Source organism: Pseudomonas baetica (assembly GCF_002813455.1).
Taxonomy (GTDB): Bacteria; Pseudomonadota; Gammaproteobacteria; order Pseudomonadales; family Pseudomonadaceae; genus Aquipseudomonas; species Aquipseudomonas baetica.
This window is the reverse complement of sequence record NZ_PHHE01000001.1, coordinates 2,784,497-2,808,863: the sequence shown is the minus strand read 5'-3', so window position 1 is coordinate 2,808,863 and position 24,367 is coordinate 2,784,497. Positions and strand designations below refer to the sequence as shown.

Below are 24,367 nucleotides of genomic sequence, written 5' to 3'. Positions count from 1 at the left end.
CTGTGAGATTCAATCCTGAAGTTGATCAACCATTCGGATGATGGCTATTTGATGCTGAAACCCTGCATAACAATAACAGCCTTTCGCCGATTGCCAGAACCCTGAAGAAGCTGTGCTAAAGTCAGCGTCCTTTTTATCGACTTTCGCGTGATATGACCGATTCCAGTCCCGCCGCAAGCCCTTCGAGCTTGAAAATCTACTTCCGCCTGCTCGGCTACGTCCGGCCGTACATCAGTCTGTTCCTGATCAGCATCGTCGGTTTTCTGATTTTTGCTTCGACCCAGCCGATGCTCGGTTACATCCTCAAGTACTTTGTCGATGGCCTTTCGAACCCCGAAGCAGTGCTGTTTCCAACCGTCCCCTACCTGCGTGACCTGCAATTATTGCAGGCAGTGCCGTTGCTGATCATCCTGATCGCCGCGTGGCAGGGACTGGGATCTTATCTGGGTAACTATTTTCTGGCCAAGGTTTCTCTCGGCCTGGTTCATGACCTGCGTGTGCAGTTGTTCAACAACCTGCTGGTTTTGCCCAACCGTTACTTCGACAAGCATAACTCCGGTCACCTGATTTCGCGTATCACCTTCAACGTGACCATGGTCACGGGGGCGGCAACCGATGCGATCAAGGTCGTTATCCGTGAAGGCATGACGGTGATCTTCCTGTTCGCCTCCCTGCTGTACATGAACTGGAAGCTGACGCTGGTGATGGTTGCGATTCTGCCGCTGATCGCCGTGATGGTACGCACTGCAAGCAAGAAATTCCGCAAACAGAGCAAGAAGATCCAGCTGGCCATGGGCGACGTCACCCACGTTGCTTCGGAAACCATTCAGGGTTATCGCGTGGTTCGCAGCTTCGGCGGCGAGGTCTATGAAGAGAAACGCTTCCTCAAGGCCAGTCAGAGCAACACCGACAAACAACTGCGCATGACCCGTACCGGTGCGATCTATACGCCGATGCTGCAACTGGTGATCTACAGCGCCATGGCGGTGTTGATGTTCCTGGTGCTTTACCTGCGGGGTGATGCCTCGGCCGGTGACATGGTCGCCTACATCACCCTGGCGGGTCTGTTGCCCAAGCCGATCCGCCAGTTGTCCGAGGTCAGCTCGACCATCCAGAAAGGTGTCGCTGGTGCTGAAAGCATCTTCGAACAACTGGACGTCACGCCGGAAGTCGATACCGGTACGGTCGAGCGCGATTCGGTCAGCGGTCGTCTGGACGTGCGCAACCTGAGCTTCACCTATCCGGACACCGAGCGTCAGGTACTCGACAACATCAGCTTCTCGGTCGAACCGGGGCAGATGGTCGCCCTGGTGGGGCGTTCGGGCAGCGGCAAGTCGACGCTGGCCAACCTGATTCCACGCTTCTATCACCACGACAAGGGCGAGATCCTCATCGATGGCGTGGAAATCGAGCAGTACAAACTGCTGAACCTGCGTCGCCACATCGCTCAGGTCACCCAGCATGTGACGCTGTTCAGCGACACGGTCGCCAATAACATCGCGTATGGCGATCTGGCCGGCGCGCCGCGTGAAGACATCGAGAAAGCTGCACGTGACGCCTACGCCATGGACTTCATTTCGCAGCTGCCCGAAGGCCTGGACACCCAGGTCGGCGAAAACGGCGTATTGCTTTCCGGTGGTCAGCGTCAGCGTCTGGCGATTGCCCGGGCGCTGCTCAAGAACGCGCCGTTGCTGATTCTCGACGAAGCCACTTCGGCCCTCGACACGGAGTCCGAGCGGCACATTCAGGCGGCGCTGGATCAAGTGATGAAGGGCCGCACCACACTGGTGATTGCGCACCGTCTGTCGACCATCGAGAAGGCCGATCTGATTCTGGTCATGGATCAGGGGCGGATTGTCGAGCGGGGTACTCACGATGCGCTGCTGGCGCAGAAAGGTTACTACGCACGCCTCAACGCCATGGGCCTGGATGCCCCGACCGAAGACATCGCCTGAACCGATAGCTGACCCTCCTGTGGGAGCGAGACTGCTCGCGATTGCAGTTGCAGACCCGACAACCCTGTCGGCGAATGCACCACCATCGCCAGCGGACTCGCTCCCACCGTTGTTTTTGCCATGCCCAAACGGGTCGAGCGCCATTGCGTCTAACGGTTGATCAGCCGTCTGCCTGCTCAAGAAGTGAGCAAAAAGCACACCTGTTTCATCCTGTTGCAGCCTGCGCGCAAGCCTTCGCCAACCCTGTGTTAATATCGCGCCCCTGTTCATTTTGTATGTGGGTTGCTCCATGAAGTTGTCCATGCCGCGATTCGATCAAGCCCCAGTATTGGTGGTCGGCGATGTCATGCTCGACCGTTACTGGCATGGTGGAACCTCACGGATTTCCCCTGAGGCACCGGTCCCGGTCGTAAAGGTCGAGCAAATCGAAGATCGTCCCGGCGGTGCCGCCAACGTTGCCTTGAACATTGCCGCGCTGGGTGCGCCGGCGTCGCTGGTCGGAGTGACCGGTGATGACGAAGCTGCCGACAGCCTGAGCAACAGTCTCAAGGGCGCGGGTGTGCGAGCGCTGTTTCAGCGTATTGCGCATCAACCGACCATCGTCAAGCTGCGGGTCATGAGCCGGCACCAGCAACTGCTGCGTATCGACTTCGAAGAACCGTTCGCGACCGATTCGCTGGCCCTCGCTTCGCAGGTCGACGATCTGCTTGAAGGCATCAAAGTGCTGGTGTTGTCCGACTACGGCAAAGGCGCGCTGAAAAATCATCAGGCGCTGATCCAGGCTGCGCGGGCCAAAGGCATTCCGGTGTTGGCCGATCCCAAGGGCAAGGATTTCTCGATTTACCGTGGCGCCAGTCTGATCACTCCGAACCTCAGTGAGTTCGAAGCCATCGTCGGTGGTTGCGCCGATGAGCACGAGCTGGTGAGCAAGGGCGCGACCCTGATGCACGACCTCGAGCTCGGCGCGCTGCTGGTAACCCGTGGCGAACACGGCATGACCCTGTTGCGTCCGGATCACCCGGCGCTGCACCTGCCGGCCCGTGCCCGTGAAGTGTTCGACGTGACCGGTGCCGGCGACACGGTGATTTCCACCCTGGCAGCGGCGATTGCTGCCGGTGAGGAACTGCCGCACGCAGTGGCACTGGCTAACCTGGCTGCCGGTATTGTGGTGGGCAAGTTAGGTACGGCGGCTATCAGTGCCCCGGAACTGCGCCGCGCGATTCAGCGTGAGGAAGGTTCCGAGCGTGGAGTGCTGGGGCTCGAACAACTGGTGCTGGCGGTAGCCGATGCCCGTGCGCATAACGAGCGCATCGTCTTCACCAATGGTTGCTTCGACATCCTGCACGCCGGACACGTGACCTATCTCGAGCAGGCGCGGGCCCAAGGTGATCGTCTGATTGTGGCGATCAACGATGATGCCTCCGTCAGCCGTTTGAAAGGTCCGGGTCGGCCGATCAACAGTGTCGATCGGCGCATGGCCGTACTGGCCGGTCTCGGTGCGGTGGACTGGGTGATCAGCTTCCCTGAGGGCACCCCGGAGAACCTGCTGCGCGAGGTCAAACCGGATGTGTTGGTCAAAGGCGGTGATTACGGCATCGACCAGGTGGTCGGCGCCGACATCGTCAAGGCCTACGGTGGCACCGTAAAAGTGCTTGGGCTGGTAGAAAACAGCTCGACGACCGCGATTGTGGAAAAAATCCGCGGTAACTGATTGAAGCAAAAAAAGATCGCAGCCTGTGGCTGCGCCTGCATAGTGATTCTTGTAGGCGCTGTCGCAGGCTGCGATTTTTTGTTTTTCAGGAGCTGACTTTCTTGCGCGGTACGATCTTCTTCAGCAATTGCCTGGCCTTGCCGCGCAAGCGCGCCAATCCTGTGGCCTTTTCCGGCGGCGTCAAACCCTGTTGGCGCAGCCAGTCCTTCCAGCGAATCCGCTCCTCGCGCACCAGCCAGCCATCCTGTTTGGCGAAGCTCTCGGCCAGATAAAGGCCACGGGTGCCTGCCGGATACAACTGGCCTTTTTTCAGCGTATAGAGCTCGGCCAGCGGCTCGCCGTCCTGCAACGGCATCAGGTAAAGGTCCGGACGTTTGCGGTCGAGTCTCGCGACCAGTTGATCGCCCTCAAGACGTTCATCGACATGAAACAGACTCAAGGATTTGGCTTCCTTGGGCACGTCCAGGCGCAGGTCGTAGATCAATTGCAGTGAGGCGGTCGGCAAATGCACGTAGGCGCGCGGCCGTTCAACCAGTTGCAGATTGGCGCAACGAATCGGGCGCGCCGAGCCGGACAGCGGTGTCAGGCGAAACGGCAGGGCTTCACGGTAATGCAGCGCGGACGCGTAGGGCGCCGGTAGCCAGGTGTCGTTGAAACGCCCGCCGAGCCAGCCTTCCGGAGTTTCCAGCAAACACTCTTCGGCGATTTCCTGAATGGCCGTGTGCAGCGGGATGTTCAGTTCGTGGGCCGGCACGTAACCGGAAATCAGCTTGAGCACGACATCGCCGCGATCCTGCCGCCGCTGGCGCACCAACACCCAGTAATCGCGATTTTGCCAATGCAGGGTCAGGCGCACCGAGACCCCGAGGTTGGCCAGTTCCAGCGAGAAGCGCTCGGCGTCCGCCACGCTGACCGGTTTACGCCGTTGCAAGGTCTGCGCGAAGTTCAGCGGCATGCCGACGCTCTGATAGGTCAGGCCTTCGGGCGTAGCTTCGACGAACAGCGGCAGGGTCTTGAAGTTGCTCGGGTTCTTTCTGATGAGCGTGCGCGGCATATCGGCTCCTGCTTAAGGCCGCGGGGCGGCGTCAGTGACCACGAAGGACCTGGGCAACGGTCGCGACGTTATGGGCGAGGTGCAGCGGATTGATCGTCCCGACAATAGCACTGGCCACGCCAGGCTGGGCAAACAGCAACTCGAAGCTGGCGCGCACCGGATCCACGCCGGGGCTCAGGCAAACATGACCGCTGGCCAGGGCTTTTTTCACCAGAATGGCTTTGCCGTGGGCAGCAGCATAGTCAATGACCGCTTTCTCGTTTTGTTCGTTCAGATTGTAGGTGACCATCGCGCAGTCACCTTGCTCCAGTGCCTTGAGCCCGCCTTCGACGGTTTTGCCGGAAAAGCCGAAGCCGCGAATCTTGCCTTCGGCCTTGAGCGCTGCGAGCGTGGCATAGACCGCTTCGTGCTCAAGGATCGCCATGTCGTTGCCGTCGGAGTGCACCAGCACCAGATCGATGAAATCCGTTTCCAGACGTTGCAGGCTGCGTTCCACCGACATCCGCGTGTGCGCCGCGCTGAAATCGTGGCGCGACAGGCCGTCGGCAAATTCTTCGCCGACTTTGCTGACGATCACCCAGTCATTGCGCTGACCACGCAGCAGCGGGCCGAGGCGCTCTTCGCTGCGACCGTAGGCCGGCGCGGTGTCGATCAGGTTGATGCCCAGATCGCGCGCCTGTCTGAGCAGCATGCGCGCTTCGTCGTCATCGGGAATCTGAAAGCCGTTAGGGTATTTCACGCCCTGGTCGCGGCCCAGTTTGACCGTGCCCAGGCCTAGCGGCGAAACCATCAGGCCGGTACTGCCCAATGGGCGGTGCAAGTCGTGCAGGGTCGCAATGGTCATGGCAGCAGCTCCTCCCAGGCGGGTACGCCCAATGGCGGTTTTGGCAGGGCCGGCAAAGGCTCGCTGGCTTGCGGCTGGATGCCGTCGCGTTGCAGCGAAGCAATCACGCGATCAGCGAAGTCTGGCGCCAGCGCCAGTTTGGTTGGCCAACCGACCAACAAACGCCCTTCTTCGGCGAGGAAGGCGTTGTCCGGGCGCGTCAAACCGGTTTGCAGCGGCTCGGCACGGTCGACGCGCAGCGTCGCCCATTGCGTGGTGCTGAGGTCGATCCAAGGCAGCAACTGCGCGATTTCTTTTTGCGCGGTGGCGATCTGTTCGGCCGGCTCGCGGTTCACGCCTTCGCTTTCGGCGATGTCGCCGCCCATGTACCAGACCCACTGGCCATCAGCTGCCGGATGAGTTGTCACTGTGATGCGCGGTTTGGTGCCGCCGCCCAGGCAGTGGGCATACAGCGGTTTCAGGCCCGGGCCTTTGGCGAGGATCATGTGCAGTGGCCGGCGTTGCATGGCCGGGTGGCTCAGGCCGAGGGCGGTGAGCAGGTCGGCGGTGCCGGCACCGGCGCTGAGAACGATGCGCTGGGCACGGATCTCGCGGCCGTCGACCTTCAGGCCGACCAGCACGCCAGCCTCCAGCAGAGGCTCGATGGTTTGCCCGGCAAGCAAGCCGTCGCCCGCCAGGTCGGCCAGGCGCTGGATCAGGCTCGGCACATCTACTACCAGTTCGGCGAGGCGATAGACTTTGCCCTTGAAGCGTTTGTCTTGCAGGGCCGGTGGCAATTGGTCGCCCTTGACCTGGTCGACGCGGCCACGTACGGCTTTGCTGGCGAAGAAACTGGTGAGGTTGCCGGCGAGGGTGCCCGGCGACCACAGGTAATGCGCTTCGGACAGCAGGCGCACGCCGCTCAGATCCAGCTCGCCATCACCGGCCAGCGCTTCACGCCAGCGTCGTGGCATGTCGGCGATGGCTTCCGAGGCGCCGGTCAGCGCGCCGTGCAACGCGTACTTGGCGCCGCCGTGGATGATGCCTTGGGATTTCACACTCTGCCCGCCGCCGAGGCTGGCGTTTTCCACCAGCACGGTCGAAAAACCCTGGCGGCGCAGACGCGCATTCAGCCAGAGGCCGGCGACACCAGCGCCGACAATCAGAACGTCGGTGGAAATAACGGATGGCATGCAGCGACCTCAGTGTTCAAGACGAGGGCGCAGTATACAGACTCGGGAAAGAGGCGGATTTGTCGATGATCAACAGGGCAAACACAAAACCCAATGGGGGAGCGAGCCTGCTCGCGAATAGGGTGTGTCAGGCAACATTGTTGTCGACTGACACGCCCTCTTCGCGAGCAGGCTCGCTCCCACAGGGAGTGGGGTTGGCTTTAATGGCCAGCGGTTTTCGAGAACAGCTGGATGACGACCACGCCCAGCACAATCAAGGCCATCCCGAGCATCGCCGGCACATCCAGCTTCTGCCCGTAAATGAACAGCGCCGCGACGCTGACCATCACGATACCCATCCCGGCCCACACCGCGTAGGCGACACCCACCGGCACCGTGCGCACCACCAGCGTCAGCATCCAGAACGCAATCGCGTAACCGACAATCACCAGGATCAGCGGCAGGGGCGTGCTGATGCCTTTGACCGCTTTCATCGAAACGGTGGCTATCACTTCGGCGCAAATGGCAATGGCCAGATAGACGTAGGCGTTCATGGTTCAAATCCTCATGTAAAACGTTGCTTGCAGAGACGGCATTTTAGAGATTCGCCAGATGGGGTAAAGTCATTACCTATCTGTTTTGAAGATGGGTTGATGAGCCAGCATGCAGTGGAATCTTGATCAGCTACGGGTCTTCGTCGACGTTGCCGAACAGCGCTCGTTTTCCGCCGTCGCCCGGCAGCAGCGCAAAGCACAATCGGCAATCAGCAGTGCCATCGCCATGCTCGAAGACGATCTGGGCGTCAGCCTGTTCCAGCGTAGCAGCGGGCGGCAGCCGAGCCTGACTGAAGCGGGCGCGGCACTGCTGGAAGAGGCGCGGGAAGTCTTGCGCCAATGCGAGCGCCTGAACGGACGGGCGATGGCGATGATGCGCGGCCAGGAAGCACAACTGCGCGTGGCGCAGGACGAGGCGATGCCGTATCAGGCGCTGGTGGAAAGTTTCGGCGCGCTGGCCGAGCAGTTTCCCAGCCTGGAAGTTCAACTGACCAGCGCCGCCCAAGGCGAAGTTTCACGCAAACTGGTCGAGCGCCGCGCCGATCTAGGGCTGCTGTTCTATCACGACGAAATCCCCGAGGCGCTGGAGCGCCGGGTGCTGGGCAGCGTTGAAATGGTTACGGTCTGTGGGATCAATCATCCGTTGGCGACGCAGTCTTACGTCACCTGCCAGCAACTGGCGCAACACCGGCAATTGCTGATGTCGACGCAAACCAGCGTTTATCCCGGCAACGAACCGGCAAGCCCGCAGGTATGGCGCGCCGACAGTTTCTACGTGATGGCCGAATGGCTGGTGCGAGATCTTGGCTGGGCGTGGTTGCCTCGGCACGTGGTGCAGTATTCGGCGTATCAGGGCTTGATGGCCGAACTGGACAGCGAATGGACGCCGCCGGCGCTGGTGGTGGAACTGGTCTGGCGCCGCGACGAGCCGCTCGGTCCGGCCGCCCGCTGGCTGGCCGAACGTTTTGCCGTGCACTTGCAGGCGATCGACGGCAAAAGTCGATAAACTCCGCCGCCATGAATAGAACTCTCTACACCGCGCTGTTTTACCTGGGGCTGCCATTGGTGGCGATTCGGCTATGGCTGCGCTCGCGCAAGGCGCCGGCGTATGCCAAACGGATTGGCGAACGTTTCACTTATGGCATGCCGACGTTGCACCCCGGCGGCATCTGGGTGCACGCGGTGTCAGTGGGCGAAAGCATTGCCGCGGCGCCGATGATTCGTGCCTTGTTGCAACGTTATCCAACGCTTCCGATCACCGTGACCTGCATGACCCCGACCGGTTCGGAGCGGATTCAGGCACTGTTCGCCAACGAACCGCGCATCCAGCATTGCTACCTGCCGTACGACTTGCCGTGTGCAGCGGCGCGTTTTCTTGATCGCGTGCAACCGAAATTGGCCGTGATCATGGAAACCGAGCTATGGCCCAACCATATTCATCAATGCGCCAAGCGCGCAATCCCGGTGGCGCTGGCCAACGGGCGTTTGTCCGAGCGCTCAGCCAAGGGCTACGGGCGCTTCAGCAAACTGACCGCGCCGATGCTCGCCGAGGTGAGTTTTTTTGCCGTCCAGACCGAAGCTGAAGCGCAGCGTTTCCGCGATTTGGGCGCGCGACCAGAAACAGTCGAAGTCACTGGTTCGATCAAGTTCGACCTGACCATCGACCCGCAACTGCTGCAACGCGCCGCCCAATTGCGCGGCCAGTGGCAAGCGCTGGAACGTCCGGTGTGGATCGCCGCCAGCACTCACGAAGGCGAGGACGAAGTGGTCTTGAACGCTCATCGGCGTTTGCTGGCCAACTATCCCAACGCGCTGCTGATTCTGGTGCCGCGTCACCCGGAGCGGTTCAACTCGGTGTTCGAAATGTGCCAGCGTGAAGGTTTCGCCACCGTGCGCCGTTCGACCGGGGCTAACGTTGAGGGCGAAACATCGGTACTGCTCGGCGACACCATGGGCGAGTTGCTGTTTCTTTATGCCCTGGCCGACAGCGCCTTTGTCGGCGGCAGCCTGGTGCCGAACGGCGGGCACAACCTGCTGGAGCCGGCAGCCTTGGCGAAACCGGTAATCAGCGGCCCGCACCTGTTCAACTTCCTCGACATCGCCGCGCAATTACGCGAGGCCGGCGCGCTGGCCGAAGTGGATGATGCCGAAGGGCTGGCAGTGGAAGTGCAGCGTTTGTTCGAATTGCCACGGGATGCACAGCGTATGGCTGATGCCGGGCTGGCGGTGATGCGCCGCAATCAGGGCGCGTTGCAGCGTTTGCTGGATGGCTTGGGCCGACTGATCAAATAAAGCAAAAAGATCGCAGTCTTCGGCAGCGCCTGCATGGAAATGCATTCCAATGTAGGCGCTGCCGAAGGCTGCGATCTTTCGCTTTTAAGGGCGGGCCTTGAGTTGCGCTTCGGCAGCCTTGGCCAGATCCGGTGGCAAGAAGTCCTTGTCCGGGTTGTAGTCGGCTTTCAGGTAGCGCGTCAGGTCCTGCAAGTCACCCGGGTTCAACGTGCCCGCCGCCTGCTTCAAGCGCAGGTTGTCGAGGATATAGTCGTAGCGGGTGTTGTTGTAGTTGCGCACCGAGGTGTACAGCTGACGCTGTGCGTCGAGCACGTCGACGATGTTGCGTGTGCCCACCTGATAGCCGATTTCCGTGGCTTCCACCGCGCTCTGGTTGGAGATGATCGACTGACGGCGCGCCTGTACCTGCTCGACGTCGGTGTTCACCGCGCGGTGCAGGTTGCGGGTGCTCTCGACGATCTGCCGACGCAGGGATTCGCGCTGCTGTTCGCTCTGATTCAGTTGCTCATAAGACTGACGCACTTGCGAGCTGGTCAGCCCGCCGCTGTAGATCGGGATGTTCAGTTGCAGCCCCAGCGTGCTCTGTTCGACGTTGCCACGGTAGGGCGTGCCGAAGGCGTTCGGGTTGGCGAAGCCGAGGGCGTCGTTGTCACCTTTCTCATACTTCGCGACGGCGTCGAGGGTCGGCAGGTGGCCGGCCTTGCGTTGCTTGAGCGTCTGTTCGGCCGAACTGACGGCGTAGTTGCTGGCCAGCAGATTGAGGTTCTGTTTCGCCGCGGTGTCGACCCAGGCCTTGGCGTCGTTTGGCGCTGGCGGCAGGATTGGCAGCGTGTGGACGATGCCCTGAATCGAGTTGTACTGACGGTTGGTCAGGGTGATCAGCGCTTCGAACGCATCATCGACCTGACGCTGTGCGACGATCCGGTTGGCCCGCGCGGTGTCGTAGCTGGCTTGCGATTGCAGCACGTCGGTCTTGTCCGAGAGGCCGACATCAAAGCGCTCGTTGGACTGGTCGAGCTGGCGCTTGAACGCCGCTTCTTCAGCCTTGGTCGAGGCCAGGGTGTCCTGGCTGCGCAGCACGTTGAAGTAGCTTTCGGCCGATTGCAGGATCAGGTTCTGCTCGGTGGCGGACAGTTGCAGCGCTGCCTGTTCGTTGACGTCCTTGGCGGCCTGGTACTGGAACCAGCGATCGGCGCGGAACAACGGCTGCGCCAGGGTCGCTTGATAAGAATGGGCGCTACGGTTGGCGATGGCCGAAGGCTGGTCGATCGAGGTGCGCACGTCGGCGATTTCGGCGCCGCCAGACAGGTTCGGCAGCAATCCGGCGCGAGCCTGCGGCACCACTTCTTTCTGGGCACCGTACTGCGCGCGGGCGGCGGCCAGATCGGCATTGTTGTCGACCGCTTCCTGATAGACGCTGACCAGATCGGTTTTGCTCGACAAGGGCGCTTCTGCTGCCCAGGCCATTGCGTTGGACGCACAAGACACGGCAAGAGCCAGTGAAAGTTTGCGCAGCATGAGGCGATCCCTAGCAAATATTATGGAAATAATCCGGGCGCCAAAGGTAAGGCGCGGCCCATGCTGCGTCAAGGCGCAGCATGGCGTAGCGAGTGTAGTTGGGCAATCGGGCGGCAACAATCCTGCAAGTCCTGCCAATTGCGCCATTCATCATGGTGTTTGCCGCGGTGTTGGCGTTCTTTGCCGGTTGTGTCTAGACTGGCCGGGTTCTTGTCGGGGTGCCTTGCTATGAGGCTGAGATCGAATAATTTCGGATCCCGTTGAACCTGATCAGGTTAGCGCCTGCGTAGGGAACAAGATTTCTCGTCACCCGGCGAGTCCTCTTGTGCTTCGTCCGGGAAATTGTTCGACAATCGAACGCTCGACGACGATGCACAGCACCAGTCCTGGTGCGTCCGTGCCTTTCAGGTTCTGCTCCGACAATCCACTGCCTGGATGCTGTCTGGAGAGCCCGTGATGACGACTACAAAATCAAAAAACGCGATCAACCTGAGTGACTCGGCCAAGGTCGATGAGCAATCGGTCAAGCCGTTCACCCGTTCGCAAAAAGTCTACGTTCAGGGCTCGCGCCCGGACATCCGCGTGCCGATGCGCGAAATCACCCTCGATGTGACCCCGACCGACTTCGGCGGCGAAATCAACGCGCCGGTCACTGTCTACGACACCTCGGGTCCGTACACCGATCCGAACGTGGTGATCGACGTACGTAAAGGCCTGGGGGATGTGCGTTCGGCGTGGATTGATGACCGTGGCGACACCGAGCGCCTGCCGGGCCTGAGTTCGAATTTCGGCCAGGAACGCCTCGCTGATCCAGAGCTGACCAAACTGCGTTTCGCCCACGTCAACAACCCGCGCCGCGCCAAGGCCGGGGCCAACGTCAGCCAGATGCACTACGCGCGCCAAGGCATCATCACCGCCGAGATGGAATACGTCGCCATCCGCGAAAACATGAAGCTGCAAGAGGCCCGCGCCGCTGGCCTGTTGACGCAGCAACACGCCGGCCACAGCTTCGGCGCGAGCATCCCGAAAGAAATCACCGCTGAATTCGTCCGCGAAGAAATCGCCCGCGGTCGCGCGATCATTCCGGCCAACATCAACCACGTCGAACTGGAACCGATGATCATCGGCCGTAACTTCCTGGTGAAGATCAACGGCAACATCGGCAACAGCGCCCTGGGTTCGTCCATCGAAGAAGAAGTGGCGAAACTGACCTGGGGCATTCGCTGGGGTTCGGACACCGTGATGGACTTGTCCACCGGTAAACACATCCACGAAACCCGCGAATGGATCATTCGTAACTCGCCAGTACCGATCGGCACCGTGCCGATCTATCAGGCGCTGGAAAAAGTTAACGGTGTCGCCGAAGACCTGACCTGGGAGCTGTTTCGCGACACGCTGATCGAGCAGGCGGAGCAGGGCGTCGACTACTTCACCATCCACGCCGGCGTGCTGTTGCGCTACGTGCCGCTGACCGCCAAACGCGTGACCGGTATCGTTTCCCGTGGCGGTTCGATCATGGCCAAGTGGTGCCTGGCGCACCACAAAGAGAACTTCCTCTACACCCACTTCGACGAAATCTGCGAAATCATGAAGGCCTACGACGTCAGCTTCTCGCTGGGCGACGGCCTGCGTCCTGGCTCGATTGCCGACGCCAACGACGAAGCGCAATTCGGCGAACTGGAGACCCTCGGCGAGCTGACCAAGATCGCCTGGAAGCACGATGTGCAGTGCATGATCGAAGGCCCGGGCCATGTGCCGATGCAGTTGATCAAAGAGAACATGGATAAGCAGCTCGAGTGCTGCGACGAGGCGCCGTTCTACACCCTCGGCCCACTGACCACCGACATCGCCCCGGGCTATGACCACATCACCTCCGGCATCGGTGCGGCGATGATCGGCTGGTTCGGTTGCGCGATGCTTTGCTACGTGACGCCGAAGGAACACTTGGGCCTGCCGAACAAGGATGACGTGAAGACCGGGATCATCACTTACAAGATCGCCGCCCACGCAGCGGACTTGGCCAAAGGACATCCGGGCGCACAGATCCGCGACAACGCCTTGAGCAAGGCGCGGTTCGAGTTCCGCTGGGAAGACCAGTTCAACCTCGGTCTGGACCCGGACACCGCCCGTTCGTATCACGATGAAACCCTGCCGAAGGACTCGGCCAAGGTCGCGCATTTCTGTTCGATGTGCGGGCCGAAATTCTGCTCGATGAAGATCACTCAGGAAGTCCGCGAATACGCGGCCAACCAGCGGATCGAAGCGGTCGACGTGGACGTTGCCCAAGGCCTGGCGGAACAGGCCGAGCGGTTCAAGAAGGAAGGCAGTCAGCTGTACAAGAAGGTTTGATCTGACCTGAAATTGATGGTGCCTGTGATGGCCTCTTCGCGAGCAAGCCCGCTCCCACATTTGATCGCATTCCTCCTGAAGGAACCGGTTCAAAATGTGGGAGCGGGCTTGCTCGCGAAGGCTTCAGAACAGGCACCAGAAATCTCAATGACAAAAATACTCCTCCGAGATAACACCCTTGAGCATTCAACCCGGCACCTACTCCCCCGACCTCGCCGTACCCGCCGACAAGCGTGTGTTCGGCGGTCGCGATCTGTTTTCCCTGTGGTTCTCCCTCGGCATTGGCCTGATGGTGCTGCAGACCGGCGCGTTGCTTGCGCCGGGTCTCGGCCTGTCTGGCTCGCTGCTGGCGATTTTCCTCGGCACGCTGGTCGGCGTTCTGCTGCTGGCCGCTGTTGGCGTGATTGGCAGCGACACCGGCCTGTCGTCGATGGCTGCGCTCAAACTCAGCCTCGGCAGCAAAGGCGCAAGCCTGCCGGCGCTACTCAACTTGCTGCAACTGATCGGTTGGGGCTCGTTCGAAATCATCGTCATGCGCGATGCGGCCAGCCTGCTCGGTACCCGCGCGTTCAGCGAAGGTTCGCTGTGGTCGAATCCAGTTTTATGGACGCTGTTTTTCGGCGCATTGGCAACCTTGCTTGCCGTGAGTGGGCCGCTGACCTTCGTGCGGCAGATCCTGCGCAAGTGGGGCATCTGGCTGTTACTGGCGGCGTGCCTCTGGCTGACCTGGAACCTGTTCGCCAAAGCCGATCTGGCCGATCTCTGGTCGCGTGCCGGTGACGGTTCGATGCCGTTCGCCGTGGGCTTCGACATTGCGATTGCGATGCCGCTGTCGTGGCTGCCGCTGATTGCCGACTACTCGCGTTTCGGCAAACGGGCGAAGAATGTTTTCGGCGGCACTGCCATCGGCTTTTTCATCGGCAACTTCTGGCTCATGAGCCTTGGCGTGGCCTACACCCTGGCGTTCGCGCCGAGCGGTGAAGTCAATGCGCTGCTGCTGGCACTGGCCGGTGCCGGTCTGGGCATTCCGCTGCTGTTGATTCTGCTGGATGAGTCGGAAAACGCTTTTGCCGACATTCACTCGGCGGCGGTCTCCAGCGGGATTCTGTTGCGCCTGAAAGTCGAGCATCTGGCCTTGGCCATCGGCGTGATCTGCACGCTGATCGCACTGTTGGCGCCATTGGCGCAGTATCAGAATTTCCTGCTGTTGATCGGTTCGGTGTTTGCGCCGCTGTTCGGCGTGGTGCTGGTGGATCACTTCATCCTGCGCAAGCGCAGTGCTCAGGTCGCTTCAGCCGCCTTGCGCTGGCCGGCGCTGTTGGCCTGGCTGGGGGGTATCAGCACCTATCACTTGCTGGCGAATCTGTATCCGGATGTCGGCGCAACCCTGCCGGCGCTGGTGCTGGCAGGGCTGTTACAGCTAGTGCTCGGCCGGGCCTTCAGTTACGGCCGGGAAACAGCTCGGGCTTGAGAATGCCGTTCAGACGCGGATAAGGGATCTTCAGTTCGACGTGGCCCAGCGCGTAAGGCGCGATGGTGCTCACCTCGTACTTGAGGATCACGCCGCCGTAAGTCAGTGCCACGTGCGGGGTTTTCTTGAACGGCCAACTCGACACGAATTCCGCTTCCTGATCGAGCTTGGTGCTGATCAGCCAGCTGTTATGCGCAACCTGCGCAGCCTTCCAGAAGGCGTCTTCCTGACCCGGCATCAGCATGTCCGACAGGTTCAGCACTTTGTGCTGCTGGCGCGAATAATTGATGAAACCGCGACCCGGGGTGCCATGGGCGCCGCCGGTGTCGAGGTAGCTCGACAACTCGATGATCACCAAGCCGTCATGCTGCTCGCGTACTTTGGCTTGCAGATAGCTGCTGTTGCGCGGGCCGGCATTCGCCAGAAACTGCTCGCGATAGGCCGCCAGGGTCGGCGCCACTGGCGCGCTCGGCTCGGTGCGGGTCATTTGCAGCAGGCGTTTTTCGATGATGCCGTCCAGGGCAGGTTCGGCCGGGAAGCGCAGGGTGTCGATGTTCACCAGTGGGCAGTCAGGGTTGGAGCAGCCGGGTTTCAGCTGTTCCGAGGCATCGCGGGTGGTTTCCAGCGGGGTGCGGTAGTTGGGTTGAAACAGGCTGGCGCACGCGCCCAGGGTCAGGGCGATGGCGGCCACGGAGGCAATTTTGAAAAGCGACATGGGCGTCCTTTCTGAAACAGGGGAAGGCAAAAAGATATCGCTTCGACTCTCGCGGAAGCGGTCAGTTCGCCACTAAGCTAATTAGAGTGGGTTTCGCCTTCACCGTCCATCCCGCTGACGGTAAAGGGGCTGCATCAGACGGTGCGGGCGCGTTAGGATGGCGCGAAGTCGAGGTTGCAAGTAACACAATGGAACCTCGTAATGGATTTGCAGTAAACGAGGATGCTCATGACTGACTTTGCCAACGCCACGCCAACCACCGTCGAGATCGTGCGACGCGAACGATGCTACGAGGGCTTTTACAAGCTCGACCGTCTGCACCTGCGCCATGAGCTGTTCGCCGGCGGCATGAGTCGCGAAATCAACCGTGAAGTCTTCGTGCGCCACGACGCGGTGTGCATGCTGCCCTACGATCCGCAGCGCGATGAAGTGGTGCTGATCGAGCAGTTTCGCGTCGGCGCCATGGGCAAGACTGATAACCCGTGGCTGGTGGAACTGGTCGCCGGTCTGATCGACAAGGATGAGCAGCCGGAAGAAGTTGCTCACCGCGAGGCGCAGGAGGAAGCTGGGCTGGACATCAAGGCCCTGTGGCCGATGACCAAATATTTCCCGTCGCCGGGTGGCAGCAACGAATTCGTGCATTTGTATCTGGGGCGTTGCAGCACTGATGGCGTCGGCGGTTTGCATGGCCTTGAAGAAGAGGCCGAAGATATCCGCGTTACGGTCTGGGCCTTCGAAGATGCCTTGCAGGCCGTCCGTGACGGACGCATTGCCAATGCGGCAAGCATCATCGCTTTGCAGTGGCTGGCGCTTAACCGCGCCGAAGTGAGGGGGCTATGGTCGTAAACAAGCTGCGCGATCGTTATCGAGTCGACCTCGTGGGGCTGCAAGCTGCCTGCGAGGCCAACTACGCGCGCCTGATGCGACTGTTGCCGGACATGCGTAACGAGCCTGAGGCGCGGCGCATCGCCGTGACCCAAGGCGAGCAGATGCTCGGCGTGCTGGCCCTCGAAGTGCTGCAAACCTGCCCGTACACCACCACCTTGCAAGTGCGTCAGGAACACAGTCTGCCGTGGCTGCCGGTGCCGCAACTGGAAGTGCAGGTCTATCACGACGCGCGCATGGCCGAGGTGATCAGCGCCGAACATGCACGACGCTTTCGTGGCATCTATCCTTACCCGAACGCCGCGATGCATCAGCCCGATGAAAAAGCTCAGCTCAATCTGTTCCTGGGGGAATGGCTGAGTCATTGTCTGGCGCTGGGGCACGAGTACGAAGTCGTACGCTAGTTGTGAACTGCGTCCGGTTCGCAGGTTTCCCCTTTCAGTGATCCCCCAGCATAATTGCGGCACTTGAACGATTCCGTGCTTTTGCCTTGGGAGAACGCCTTGCCGAGCGTATCCACGTTGACCACCGCCGATCCGGCATTGCTGGTGCAGTTGTCCGACAGCCATTTGTTCGCCGAGGCGGACGGCACACTGCTGGGCATGAACACCCGCCAGAGCCTGCAAAAAGTCATCGAGCGGGTGCAGGAGCAACAACCGAGGATCGATCTGATTCTGGCTACCGGCGATATTTCCCAAGACGGCACTCTTGAGTCTTATCAGCTGTTTCGCCAAATGACCGCGCAGATCGATGCACCGGCGCGCTGGATTCCCGGCAATCACGACGAACCGCAGATCATGGCGCAAGCGGCGGTGCAGAGTGCGCTGCTGGAGTCAGTGGTCGATATCGGCAATTGGCGCGTGACCTTGCTCGACTCGGCGGTGCCGGGTTCGGTGCCGGGGTATTTGCAGGACGATCAACTGCAACTGCTGGCGCGTTCGCTGAGCGAAGCACCGGAGCGTCATCATCTGGTGTGCTTTCACCATCATCCGGTGCCGATCGGGTGCGGGTGGATGGCGCCGATCGGCCTGCGCAATCCAGAAGCGTTTTTCGAAGTGCTGGATCGTTTTCCACAGGCTCGCGCGGTGTTGTGGGGCCATGTGCATCAGGAGATTGATCGCGAACGCAATGGCGTGCGGTTGATGGCATCGCCGTCGACCTGCATTCAGTTCGAGCCAGACAGTGAAGACTTCAAGGTCGGCGAACAGGCGCCCGGGTATCGCTGGTTGCGGCTGTTGCCGGATGGGCGGTTGGAAACTGGCGTGGAGCGGGTTACCGGTTTTGCTTTTACCGTTGATTACGGTTCTGACGGTTACTGAGCCCCATCGGGCCTCTTCGCGAGCAAGCCCGCTCCCACAGGGGGACGCATTCCAAAGTGGGAGCGGGCTTGCTCGCGAAGGCGTCCTTACAAACACCCACGATCTCCCTGACTCCCTGTAAACTCCGCTATCTTTCGCCGACACCCAGGGAGCTCAAATGTCCGGTTCGATCCTCTATATCCACGGTTTCAACAGCGCCCCGGCCTCGAAAAAGGCCTGTCAGCTGGTCGCGGTGATGGAGCGGCTGGGCTTGAGCGATCAATTGCGTGTCCCGGCCCTGCATCATCGTCCGCGTGAAGCCATCGGTCAGTTGGAGCAGGCGATTGCCGAGCTGGGCCGACCGCTGCTGGTGGGAAGCTCACTCGGCGGCTACTATGCGACTCACCTGGCCGACCGCCATGGCCTGAAAGCCCTGCTGGTCAACCCGGCCGTCAGTCCGCATCGGATGTTCGACGGTTATCTGGGCACGCAGAAAAACCTGTACACCGATGAAACCTGGGAATTGACCCACGACCACGTAACGGCCTTGGCCGAGCTGGAAGTGCCGGCGCCCCAGGACGCGCAGCGTTATCAGGTCTGGTTGCAGACCGGCGATGAAACACTGGACTATCGCCTCGCCCAGCAGTATTACCGGGCCTGTGCCTTGCGCATTCAGGCCGGCGGCGACCACAGTTTTCAAGGTTTTACCGGGCAATTGCCGGCGTTGTTGAGTTTTGCCGGCATTGGCGCCGATGTGTATCAGGCAATCGATTTCACCGCACTGTGAAGTCTTGCCCCTATTTCATGAATGACTGACGACGAGACCCTATGGCCACTCCCAGCGCTAGCTCTTATAACGCCGACGCCATCGAAGTCCTCTCGGGCCTCGACCCGGTGCGCAAACGCCCCGGCATGTACACCGACACCAGTCGGCCGAACCACCTGGCCCAGGAAGTCATCGACAACAGTGTCGACGAAGCCTTGGCTGGCCACGCCAAATCGGTGCAGGTCATCCTGCACGCCGACCATTCCCTGGAAGTCAGCGATGACGGCCGTGGCATGCCGGTCGACATCCACCCGGAAGAGGGTGTTTCAGGCGTCGAGCTGATCCTCACCAAGCTCCATGCGGGCGGCAAGTTTTCCAACAAGAACTACCAGTTCTCCGGCGGTCTGCACGGGGTGGGTATTTCTGTGGTCAACGCCTTGTCGACCGAAGTCCGGGTGCGTGTAAAGCGTGACGGCAACGAATACCAGATGACCTTCAACGACGGCTTTAAAGCCTCTGAGCTGGAAATCGTCGGCACGGTCGGCAAGCGCAACACCGGCACCAGCGTGTATTTCGCGCCGGATCCGAAGTATTTCGATTCGCCAAAATTCTCCATCAGTCGCCTCAAGCACGTGCTCAAGGCCAAGGCTGTGCTGTGCCCGGGGCTGCTGGTCAGTTTCGAAGACAAAGGCACCGGCGAGAAAGTCGAATGGCATTACGAAGACGGCCTGCGCTCTTATCTGGTCGACGCGGTCAGCGAATTCGAGCGCCTGCCGGACGAGCCGTTTTGCGGTGCTTTCGCCGGTAACAAAGAAGCGGTCGACTGGGCGCTGCTGTGGCTGCCGGAAGGTGGCGACGCGGTGCAGGAAAGCTACGTCAACCTCATCCCGACGGCCCAGGGCGGTACCCACGTCAACGGCTTGCGTCAGGGCTTGCTCGACGCCATGCGCGAGTTCTGCGAATTCCGCAGCCTGCTGCCACGCGGCGTGAAGCTGGCGCCGGAAGACGTCTGGGAACGTATCGCCTTCGTCCTGTCGATGAAAATGCAGGAGCCGCAATTCTCCGGCCAGACCAAAGAGCGTCTGTCGTCCCGTGAAGCGGCGGCATTCGTTTCCGGCGTAGTCAAGGATGCGTTCAGCCTGTGGCTCAATGCCAACCCGGAAACCGGTCTGGCGCTGGCGGAGCTGGCGATCAATAACGCCGGCCGTCGCCTCAAGGCGAGCAAGAAAGTCGAGCGCAAACGCGTCACCCAGGGGCCGGCACTGCCGGGCAAACTGGCCGACTGCGCCGGGCAGGACCCGATGCGTTCCGAACTGTTTCTGGTCGAAGGTGATTCCGCCGGCGGTTCCGCCAAACAAGCGCGGGACAAGGAATTCCAGGCGATCCTGCCGTTGCGCGGCAAGATCCTCAACACCTGGGAAGTCGACGGCAGCGAAGTGTTGGCCAGCCAGGAAGTGCACAACATTGCCGTGGCCATCGGTGTCGATCCGGGCGCGGCGGACATGAGCCAACTGCGCTACGGCAAGATCTGCATCCTCGCCGACGCCGACTCCGACGGGCTGCACATCGCGACATTGCTCTGCGCCTTGTTCGTCCAGCATTTCCGCCCGCTGGTGGATGCCGGTCACGTCTACGTCGCGATGCCGCCGCTGTACCGCATCGACTTGGGCAAAGAGATTTACTACGCCCTCGACGAAGCCGAGCGCGATGGCATTCTCGATCGTCTGGTGGCCGAGAAGAAACGCGGCAAGCCGCAGGTCACCCGATTCAAAGGTCTGGGTGAAATGAACCCGCCGCAGCTGCGTGAAACCACCATGGACCCGAACACCCGGCGTCTGGTGCAACTGACGCTGGGCGAAGATTTTGCCGAGACCTCGGAAATGATGGACATGTTGCTGGCGAAGAAACGCGCCGGTGACCGCAAGACCTGGCTCGAATCCAAAGGCAACCTCGCCGAGGTGCTGGCTTGATGCGGTTCGGTTGGGTCTTGGCGAGTGCGTTGCTACTGAGTGCGATGACGGTGTCGGCGGAGCCTGTACCGGAGCTGAAGTTACTGGCCGAGCATCCGGTTGACGGCCTACGCGGCGGTAACCTGTCTGGGCTGGCGGTGTGCGGTAAGGATTTGTGGACGGTCTCTGACCGGGACGATGACCAGATCTACCGTCTCAATACCGCCGATCAGGTCTGGCAGGCTGAAACCGTGCGTGTCGACGTGCCATCGTTGCCAGACAGCGGATTGCCTTGGGGGTTGAGAATGCGCACCTGGGCGGCATCGTTCGTTCGTGGCGGCGATCTGGATTTCGAAGGTATCACCTGCGACAACGCCGGCAATCGCTACATCGTCAGCGAAGCCCATGCAGCCGTGTTACAGGTGTCGCCGGAAGGCACTGCGTCGTGGCTGAAAATTTCGCCGATGCTGGTTCGTGAAGCACGGGCCAGCGGCATGCTGCTGAACTTCAACGCTTTGTTCGAAGGCCTGACGATCAACCCGGCGGGCGATGAAATATGGCTGGCCGCCGAGCGCGAACGGCGTGGGCTGCTGAAAATCAAGCGCCAGCAAACGGTCTGGGATTGCGATGGCGGCTGTGTGCTGCTTAGCGAAGCCGGGGTGGAGATGCAGCCGCCGCAGTTTCCCAAAGCCCGGGTGGTGACGCGCGACTTCGCCGACCTGTCGTTGTTCAACGGCAAACTGTTCACGCTGGAGCGCAACGCGTACCAACTCTGCCGCCGCGATGCAGTGACGGCCAAGGTCGAGCGTTGCTGGTCGTTCGCCGAGGAAGCCTTGCAGCCGCTGCGACGTTACTCGCAGGCCTTTGGTCTGGCGGAAGCGCTGGTGGTGGACGCCGACGGTGCCTGGATCGGCCTCGACAACAACGACGGTGCCCGTGCCGACGGCGAAAAACGCCCGATCGTCTGGCGTTTCGCCGCACCTGAAGGTGGATGGAGCGCCAAACCATGAGCCAGCACCCGCCGGGCAAACGCGCCGGGCGTGTGCTGATGATTGTGGCGTGGTGCGCGGCGCTGTTTCTGGCCACGCGGTTTTTCGGCCAGTGGGAACAGCGCCAGCAGAATCCGAACGTCGTCGTCAGTTCGGAACAGGGCGAAGGCTTTATTGAAGTGAAGCTGGCGAGCAATGCCCAGGGGCATTTTGTCGCCAGCGGCCAGATCAACGGTGAGCCGGTGGAGTTCATGCTCGACACCGGCGCGACCGATGTGGCGATCCCGGCGGATCTGGCCAAACGCTTGAAGCTCGAAGAAGGTTTCGGTGTGACTCTGAGCACGGCCAATGGCCTGAGCCAGGGCTACCGGACAAAAATTGCCCGCCTGCAACTGGGCGACATCGTGCTGCGGGATGTCCGCGCACTGGTGGCGCCGGGGTTGCATGGCGATCAGGTGCTGCTTGGCATGAGCGCCCTGAACAAACTTGAATTTACTCAGCGCGGTGGCACCATGCTGCTGCGCCAGACAACGAACCGATGAGGCCTGCATGAGCAACCCCCTTGATCTTAGCCTGGACGGTGTAGAACGCCGCTCGCTGGCTGACTTCACCGAAAGTGCCTACCTCAATTACTCCATGTACGTGATCATGGACCGTGCTCTGCCGCATATCGGCGACGGCCTGAAACCGGTACAGCGGCGTATCGTCTACGCCATGAGCGAACTAGGGCTGGACGCTGATTCCAAGCACAAGAAATCGGCGCGTACCGTCGGTGACGTGCTCGGTAAGTTCCACCCGCACGGCGATTCGGCCTGTTACGAAGCGATGGTGCTGATGGCCCAGCCATTCAGCTATCGCTACACGCTGGTCGATGGCCAGGGTAACTGGGGTGCGCCGGACGATCCCAAGTCCTTCGCCGCCATGCGTTACACCGAAGCACGCCTGTCGCGTTATTCCGAAGTGCTGCTCAGCGAACTGGGCCAGGGCACGGCCGACTGGGGTCCGAACTTCGACGGCACCCTGCAGGAGCCGCTGGTGTTGCCGGCGCGCCTGCCGAACATTCTGCTCAACGGCACCACCGGTATCGCCGTGGGCATGGCCACCGACGTACCGCCGCACAACCTGCGCGAAGTCGCCACCGCTTGCGTGCGCCTGCTCGATGAGCCGAAGGCCACCGTTGAACAGCTCTGCGAGCACATTCAGGGCCCGGACTATCCGACCGAAGCGGAAATCATCACGCCGCGCGCCGACCTGCTGAAAATGTACGAAACCGGCAAGGGCTCGGTGCGCATGCGCGCCGTGTACCACGTCGAGGATGGCGACATCATCGTCACCGCGCTGCCGCACCAGGTCTCCGGGGCCAAAGTGCTGGAGCAGATCGCCGCACTGATGCAGGCCAAGCCGTCGAAAGCCCCGCAGATCGCCGACCTGCGTGACGAATCCGACCACGAAAACCCATGCCGCATCGTGATCATCCCGGTCAACAGCCGCGTCGATCACGAAGCGCTGATGCAGCACCTGTTCGCCAGTACCGAGCTGGAGTCGACTTACCGGGTCAACGTCAACATCATCGGTCTGGACGGCAAACCACAGCTGAAAAACCTGCGCGCGTTGCTCGTTGAATGGCTGGAATTCCGCGTGCTGACTGTGCGTCGGCGCCTGCAATTCCGCCTCGACAAAGTCGAGCGTCGCCTGCACCTGTTGGACGGTTTGCTGATCGCCTACCTCAACCTCGATGAAGTGATCCACATCATCCGCACCGAGGAACACCCGAAAGCCAAGCTGATCGAGCGTTTCGCCCTCAGCGAGATTCAGGCCGACTACATTCTCGATACTCGTCTGCGTCAGTTGGCGCGACTGGAAGAGATGAAGCTGCGCGACGAGCAGGACGAACTGCTCAAGGAACAAGCCAAGCTGCAAGCCCTGCTGGGTAGCGAAGCCAAGCTGAAGAAACTGGTGCGCACCGAGCTGATCAAAGACGCCGAAACCTATGGCGACGACCGCCGCTCGCCAATCGTCGAGCGCGCCGAAGCCAAGGCGCTGACCGAACACGATCTGCTGCCGAACGAAAAAGTGACTGTCGTACTGTCGGAAAAAGGCTGGATACGTTCCGCCAAAGGGCACGATATCGACGCCACGGGCCTGTCGTACAAGGCCGGCGACGGCTTCAAAACCTCGGCGGCGGGGCGTTCCAACCAGTCTGCCGTGGTGATTGACTCCACCGGCCGCAGCTATTCGGTCGCCGCGCATACGCTGCCCTCGGCGCGTGGCCAGGGTGAACCGTTGACCGGCCGTCTGACGCCGCCACCGGGCGCATCGTTCGAATGCGTGCTGATGCCGGAAGACGACGCGTTGTACGTGATCGCTTCCGACGCCGGTTACGGCTTCGTGGTCAAAGGCGAAGACCTGCAAGCCAAGAACAAGGCGGGTAAGGCCCTGTTGAGCCTGCCGAACAACGCCAAGGTTATCGCCCCGCGTCCAGTGGCCGATCGTGAGCAGAACTGGCTGGCCTCGGTCACGACCGAAGGTCGCCTGCTGATCTTCAAAATCAGCGATCTGCCACAATTAGGGAAGGGCAAAGGCAACAAGATCATCGGTATTTCCGGTGAGCGTGTGGCCAGTCGCGAAGAATATGTCACGGACATCGCCGTACTTCCGGAAGGCGCCACTCTGGTGTTGCAGGCCGGGAAACGTACCTTGTCGCTGAAGGCCGACGACCTCGAACACTACAAAGGTGAGCGTGGGCGGCGCGGCAACAAGCTTCCAAGGGGCTTCCAGAGAGTGGATGCGCTGCTCGTCGAAAACCTCAATTAGGCGTCCTAGAGGCGTCGATCCACGATTTAACGCGTAGATCGACGCTTTGGCG

20 protein-coding genes and 1 riboswitch are annotated in these 24,367 nt (G+C 60.9%); of the genes, 14 read left to right on the top strand and 6 right to left on the bottom strand.

Annotated features, from left to right (window positions below):
• Positions 1 to 152: 152 nt before the first annotated feature.
• Entirely contained in the window at positions 153 to 1,955 is a 1,803-nt protein-coding gene (msbA, locus tag ATI02_RS12740; RefSeq protein ID WP_095187368.1) for a lipid A export permease/ATP-binding protein MsbA, read from the top strand.
• 289 nt (positions 1,956 to 2,244) lie between these two features.
• A complete protein-coding gene (gene hldE, locus ATI02_RS12735) occupies positions 2,245 to 3,666 on the top strand; it encodes a bifunctional D-glycero-beta-D-manno-heptose-7-phosphate kinase/D-glycero-beta-D-manno-heptose 1-phosphate adenylyltransferase HldE (RefSeq protein WP_095187367.1) in 1,422 nt (473 codons plus the stop codon).
• Between the two features lie 85 nt (positions 3,667 to 3,751).
• On the opposite strand, the gene ATI02_RS12730 is transcribed toward hldE, so the two are convergent.
• The 4 genes from ATI02_RS12730 to ATI02_RS12715 all read right to left on the bottom strand — a co-directional run bounded on the left by ATI02_RS12730 (position 3,752) and on the right by ATI02_RS12715 (position 7,269).
• Positions 3,752 to 4,720 (bottom strand): metal ABC transporter ATPase, encoded by a 969-nt coding sequence (locus ATI02_RS12730; RefSeq protein ID WP_095187366.1) that lies wholly within the window; start codon positions 4,718 to 4,720, stop codon positions 3,752 to 3,754.
• A gap of 31 nt (positions 4,721 to 4,751) precedes the next feature.
• A complete protein-coding gene (locus tag ATI02_RS12725; RefSeq protein WP_100846446.1) occupies positions 4,752 to 5,564 on the bottom strand; it encodes an aldo/keto reductase in 813 nt (270 codons plus the stop codon).
• Positions 5,561 to 6,736: an NAD(P)/FAD-dependent oxidoreductase gene (locus ATI02_RS12720; protein WP_095187364.1), complete on the bottom strand. Its 1,176-nt coding sequence runs from the start codon at positions 6,734 to 6,736 to the stop codon at positions 5,561 to 5,563. Before ATI02_RS12720 ends, ATI02_RS12725 begins: the two co-directional genes overlap by 4 nt.
• Positions 6,737 to 6,936: 200 nt before the next feature.
• A complete protein-coding gene (locus ATI02_RS12715; protein ID WP_100846445.1) occupies positions 6,937 to 7,269 on the bottom strand; it encodes a DMT family transporter in 333 nt (110 codons plus the stop codon).
• A 109-nt stretch (positions 7,270 to 7,378) separates the two neighbouring features.
• Between ATI02_RS12715 and ATI02_RS12710 the strand changes: the two genes are divergently transcribed.
• Both ATI02_RS12710 and waaA read left to right on the top strand, forming a co-directional pair.
• Positions 7,379 to 8,275, top strand: coding sequence for a LysR family transcriptional regulator (locus ATI02_RS12710; protein ID WP_100846444.1), 897 nt, complete (start codon positions 7,379 to 7,381; stop codon positions 8,273 to 8,275).
• A gap of 11 nt (positions 8,276 to 8,286) precedes the next feature.
• Positions 8,287 to 9,561 carry a lipid IV(A) 3-deoxy-D-manno-octulosonic acid transferase gene (gene waaA, locus ATI02_RS12705; protein WP_100846443.1) on the top strand — a complete coding sequence of 425 codons (1,275 nt, stop codon included), beginning with the start codon at positions 8,287 to 8,289 and terminating at the stop codon, positions 9,559 to 9,561.
• An 84-nt stretch (positions 9,562 to 9,645) separates the two neighbouring features.
• Here waaA and ATI02_RS12700 read toward each other — a convergent pair whose 3' ends face one another.
• Positions 9,646 to 11,079 (bottom strand): TolC family outer membrane protein, encoded by a 1,434-nt coding sequence (locus tag ATI02_RS12700; RefSeq protein ID WP_100846442.1) that lies wholly within the window; start codon positions 11,077 to 11,079, stop codon positions 9,646 to 9,648.
• Positions 11,080 to 11,283: 204 nt separating this feature from the next.
• Positions 11,284 to 11,389: riboswitch (TPP riboswitch) on the top strand.
• A 146-nt stretch (positions 11,390 to 11,535) separates the two neighbouring features.
• Between ATI02_RS12700 and thiC the strand changes: the two genes are divergently transcribed.
• Together thiC and cytX are read left to right on the top strand one after the other, a co-directional pair.
• Positions 11,536 to 13,428, top strand: coding sequence for a phosphomethylpyrimidine synthase ThiC (gene thiC, locus ATI02_RS12695; RefSeq protein ID WP_100846441.1), 1,893 nt, complete (start codon positions 11,536 to 11,538; stop codon positions 13,426 to 13,428).
• Between the two features lie 178 nt (positions 13,429 to 13,606).
• Complete coding sequence (cytX, locus tag ATI02_RS12690) at positions 13,607 to 14,899, top strand: putative hydroxymethylpyrimidine transporter CytX (protein WP_100846440.1); 1,293 nt, start codon at positions 13,607 to 13,609, stop codon at positions 14,897 to 14,899.
• On the opposite strand, the gene ATI02_RS12685 is transcribed toward cytX, so the two are convergent.
• Entirely contained in the window at positions 14,868 to 15,614 is a 747-nt protein-coding gene (locus tag ATI02_RS12685; RefSeq protein ID WP_100846439.1) for an RsiV family protein, read from the bottom strand. The two genes, cytX and ATI02_RS12685, sit on opposite strands and share 32 nt — an antisense overlap.
• 228 nt (positions 15,615 to 15,842) lie before the next feature.
• Between ATI02_RS12685 and ATI02_RS12680 the strand changes: the two genes are divergently transcribed.
• The 8 genes from ATI02_RS12680 to parC all read left to right on the top strand — a co-directional run bounded on the left by ATI02_RS12680 (position 15,843) and on the right by parC (position 24,315).
• Positions 15,843 to 16,460, top strand: a complete 618-nt coding sequence (locus tag ATI02_RS12680) for an NUDIX domain-containing protein (RefSeq protein ID WP_095187479.1) — start codon at positions 15,843 to 15,845, stop codon at positions 16,458 to 16,460.
• Positions 16,451 to 16,903 (top strand): DUF1249 domain-containing protein, encoded by a 453-nt coding sequence (locus ATI02_RS12675; RefSeq protein WP_095187357.1) that lies wholly within the window; start codon positions 16,451 to 16,453, stop codon positions 16,901 to 16,903. Before ATI02_RS12680 ends, ATI02_RS12675 begins: the two co-directional genes overlap by 10 nt.
• 99 nt (positions 16,904 to 17,002) lie before the next feature.
• Positions 17,003 to 17,818, top strand: coding sequence for a 3',5'-cyclic-AMP phosphodiesterase (gene cpdA, locus ATI02_RS12670; RefSeq protein ID WP_100848459.1), 816 nt, complete (start codon positions 17,003 to 17,005; stop codon positions 17,816 to 17,818).
• A 157-nt stretch (positions 17,819 to 17,975) separates the two neighbouring features.
• Positions 17,976 to 18,584, top strand: coding sequence for a YqiA/YcfP family alpha/beta fold hydrolase (locus ATI02_RS12665; RefSeq protein ID WP_095187356.1), 609 nt, complete (start codon positions 17,976 to 17,978; stop codon positions 18,582 to 18,584).
• 41 nt (positions 18,585 to 18,625) lie between these two features.
• A complete protein-coding gene (gene parE, locus ATI02_RS12660) occupies positions 18,626 to 20,533 on the top strand; it encodes a DNA topoisomerase IV subunit B (protein WP_095047278.1) in 1,908 nt (635 codons plus the stop codon).
• On the top strand, positions 20,533 to 21,522 hold the full coding sequence (locus tag ATI02_RS12655; protein ID WP_095187355.1) for an esterase-like activity of phytase family protein: 990 nt from the start codon (positions 20,533 to 20,535) through the stop codon (positions 21,520 to 21,522). The genes parE and ATI02_RS12655 overlap by 1 nt, the downstream gene beginning before the upstream one ends.
• Positions 21,519 to 22,043, top strand: coding sequence for a retropepsin-like aspartic protease family protein (locus ATI02_RS12650; protein ID WP_095187354.1), 525 nt, complete (start codon positions 21,519 to 21,521; stop codon positions 22,041 to 22,043). Before ATI02_RS12655 ends, ATI02_RS12650 begins: the two co-directional genes overlap by 4 nt.
• A gap of 7 nt (positions 22,044 to 22,050) precedes the next feature.
• Positions 22,051 to 24,315, top strand: a complete 2,265-nt coding sequence (gene parC, locus ATI02_RS12645) for a DNA topoisomerase IV subunit A (RefSeq protein ID WP_095187353.1) — start codon at positions 22,051 to 22,053, stop codon at positions 24,313 to 24,315.
• Positions 24,316 to 24,367: the final 52 nt, after the last annotated feature.

Coding starts and splice junctions, on each gene's coding strand:
- ATI02_RS12710 (WP_100846444.1), top strand. CDS start 7,379: ATGCAGTGGAATCTTGATCAGCTACGGGTCTTCGTCGACGTTGCCGAA.
- ATI02_RS12700 (WP_100846442.1), bottom strand. CDS start 11,079: ATGCTGCGCAAACTTTCACTGGCTCTTGCCGTGTCTTGTGCGTCCAAC.
- ATI02_RS12720 (WP_095187364.1), bottom strand. CDS start 6,736: ATGCCATCCGTTATTTCCACCGACGTTCTGATTGTCGGCGCTGGTGTC.
- waaA (WP_100846443.1), top strand. CDS start 8,287: ATGAATAGAACTCTCTACACCGCGCTGTTTTACCTGGGGCTGCCATTG.
- parE (WP_095047278.1), top strand. CDS start 18,626: ATGGCCACTCCCAGCGCTAGCTCTTATAACGCCGACGCCATCGAAGTC.
- ATI02_RS12655 (WP_095187355.1), top strand. CDS start 20,533: ATGCGGTTCGGTTGGGTCTTGGCGAGTGCGTTGCTACTGAGTGCGATG.
- ATI02_RS12725 (WP_100846446.1), bottom strand. CDS start 5,564: ATGACCATTGCGACCCTGCACGACTTGCACCGCCCATTGGGCAGTACC.
- ATI02_RS12680 (WP_095187479.1), top strand. CDS start 15,843: ATGACTGACTTTGCCAACGCCACGCCAACCACCGTCGAGATCGTGCGA.
- parC (WP_095187353.1), top strand. CDS start 22,051: ATGAGCAACCCCCTTGATCTTAGCCTGGACGGTGTAGAACGCCGCTCG.
- ATI02_RS12650 (WP_095187354.1), top strand. CDS start 21,519: ATGAGCCAGCACCCGCCGGGCAAACGCGCCGGGCGTGTGCTGATGATT.
- hldE (WP_095187367.1), top strand. CDS start 2,245: ATGAAGTTGTCCATGCCGCGATTCGATCAAGCCCCAGTATTGGTGGTC.
- ATI02_RS12685 (WP_100846439.1), bottom strand. CDS start 15,614: ATGTCGCTTTTCAAAATTGCCTCCGTGGCCGCCATCGCCCTGACCCTG.
- ATI02_RS12665 (WP_095187356.1), top strand. CDS start 17,976: ATGTCCGGTTCGATCCTCTATATCCACGGTTTCAACAGCGCCCCGGCC.
- ATI02_RS12715 (WP_100846445.1), bottom strand. CDS start 7,269: ATGAACGCCTACGTCTATCTGGCCATTGCCATTTGCGCCGAAGTGATA.
- ATI02_RS12730 (WP_095187366.1), bottom strand. CDS start 4,720: ATGCCGCGCACGCTCATCAGAAAGAACCCGAGCAACTTCAAGACCCTG.
- ATI02_RS12675 (WP_095187357.1), top strand. CDS start 16,451: ATGGTCGTAAACAAGCTGCGCGATCGTTATCGAGTCGACCTCGTGGGG.
- msbA (WP_095187368.1), top strand. CDS start 153: ATGACCGATTCCAGTCCCGCCGCAAGCCCTTCGAGCTTGAAAATCTAC.
- thiC (WP_100846441.1), top strand. CDS start 11,536: ATGACGACTACAAAATCAAAAAACGCGATCAACCTGAGTGACTCGGCC.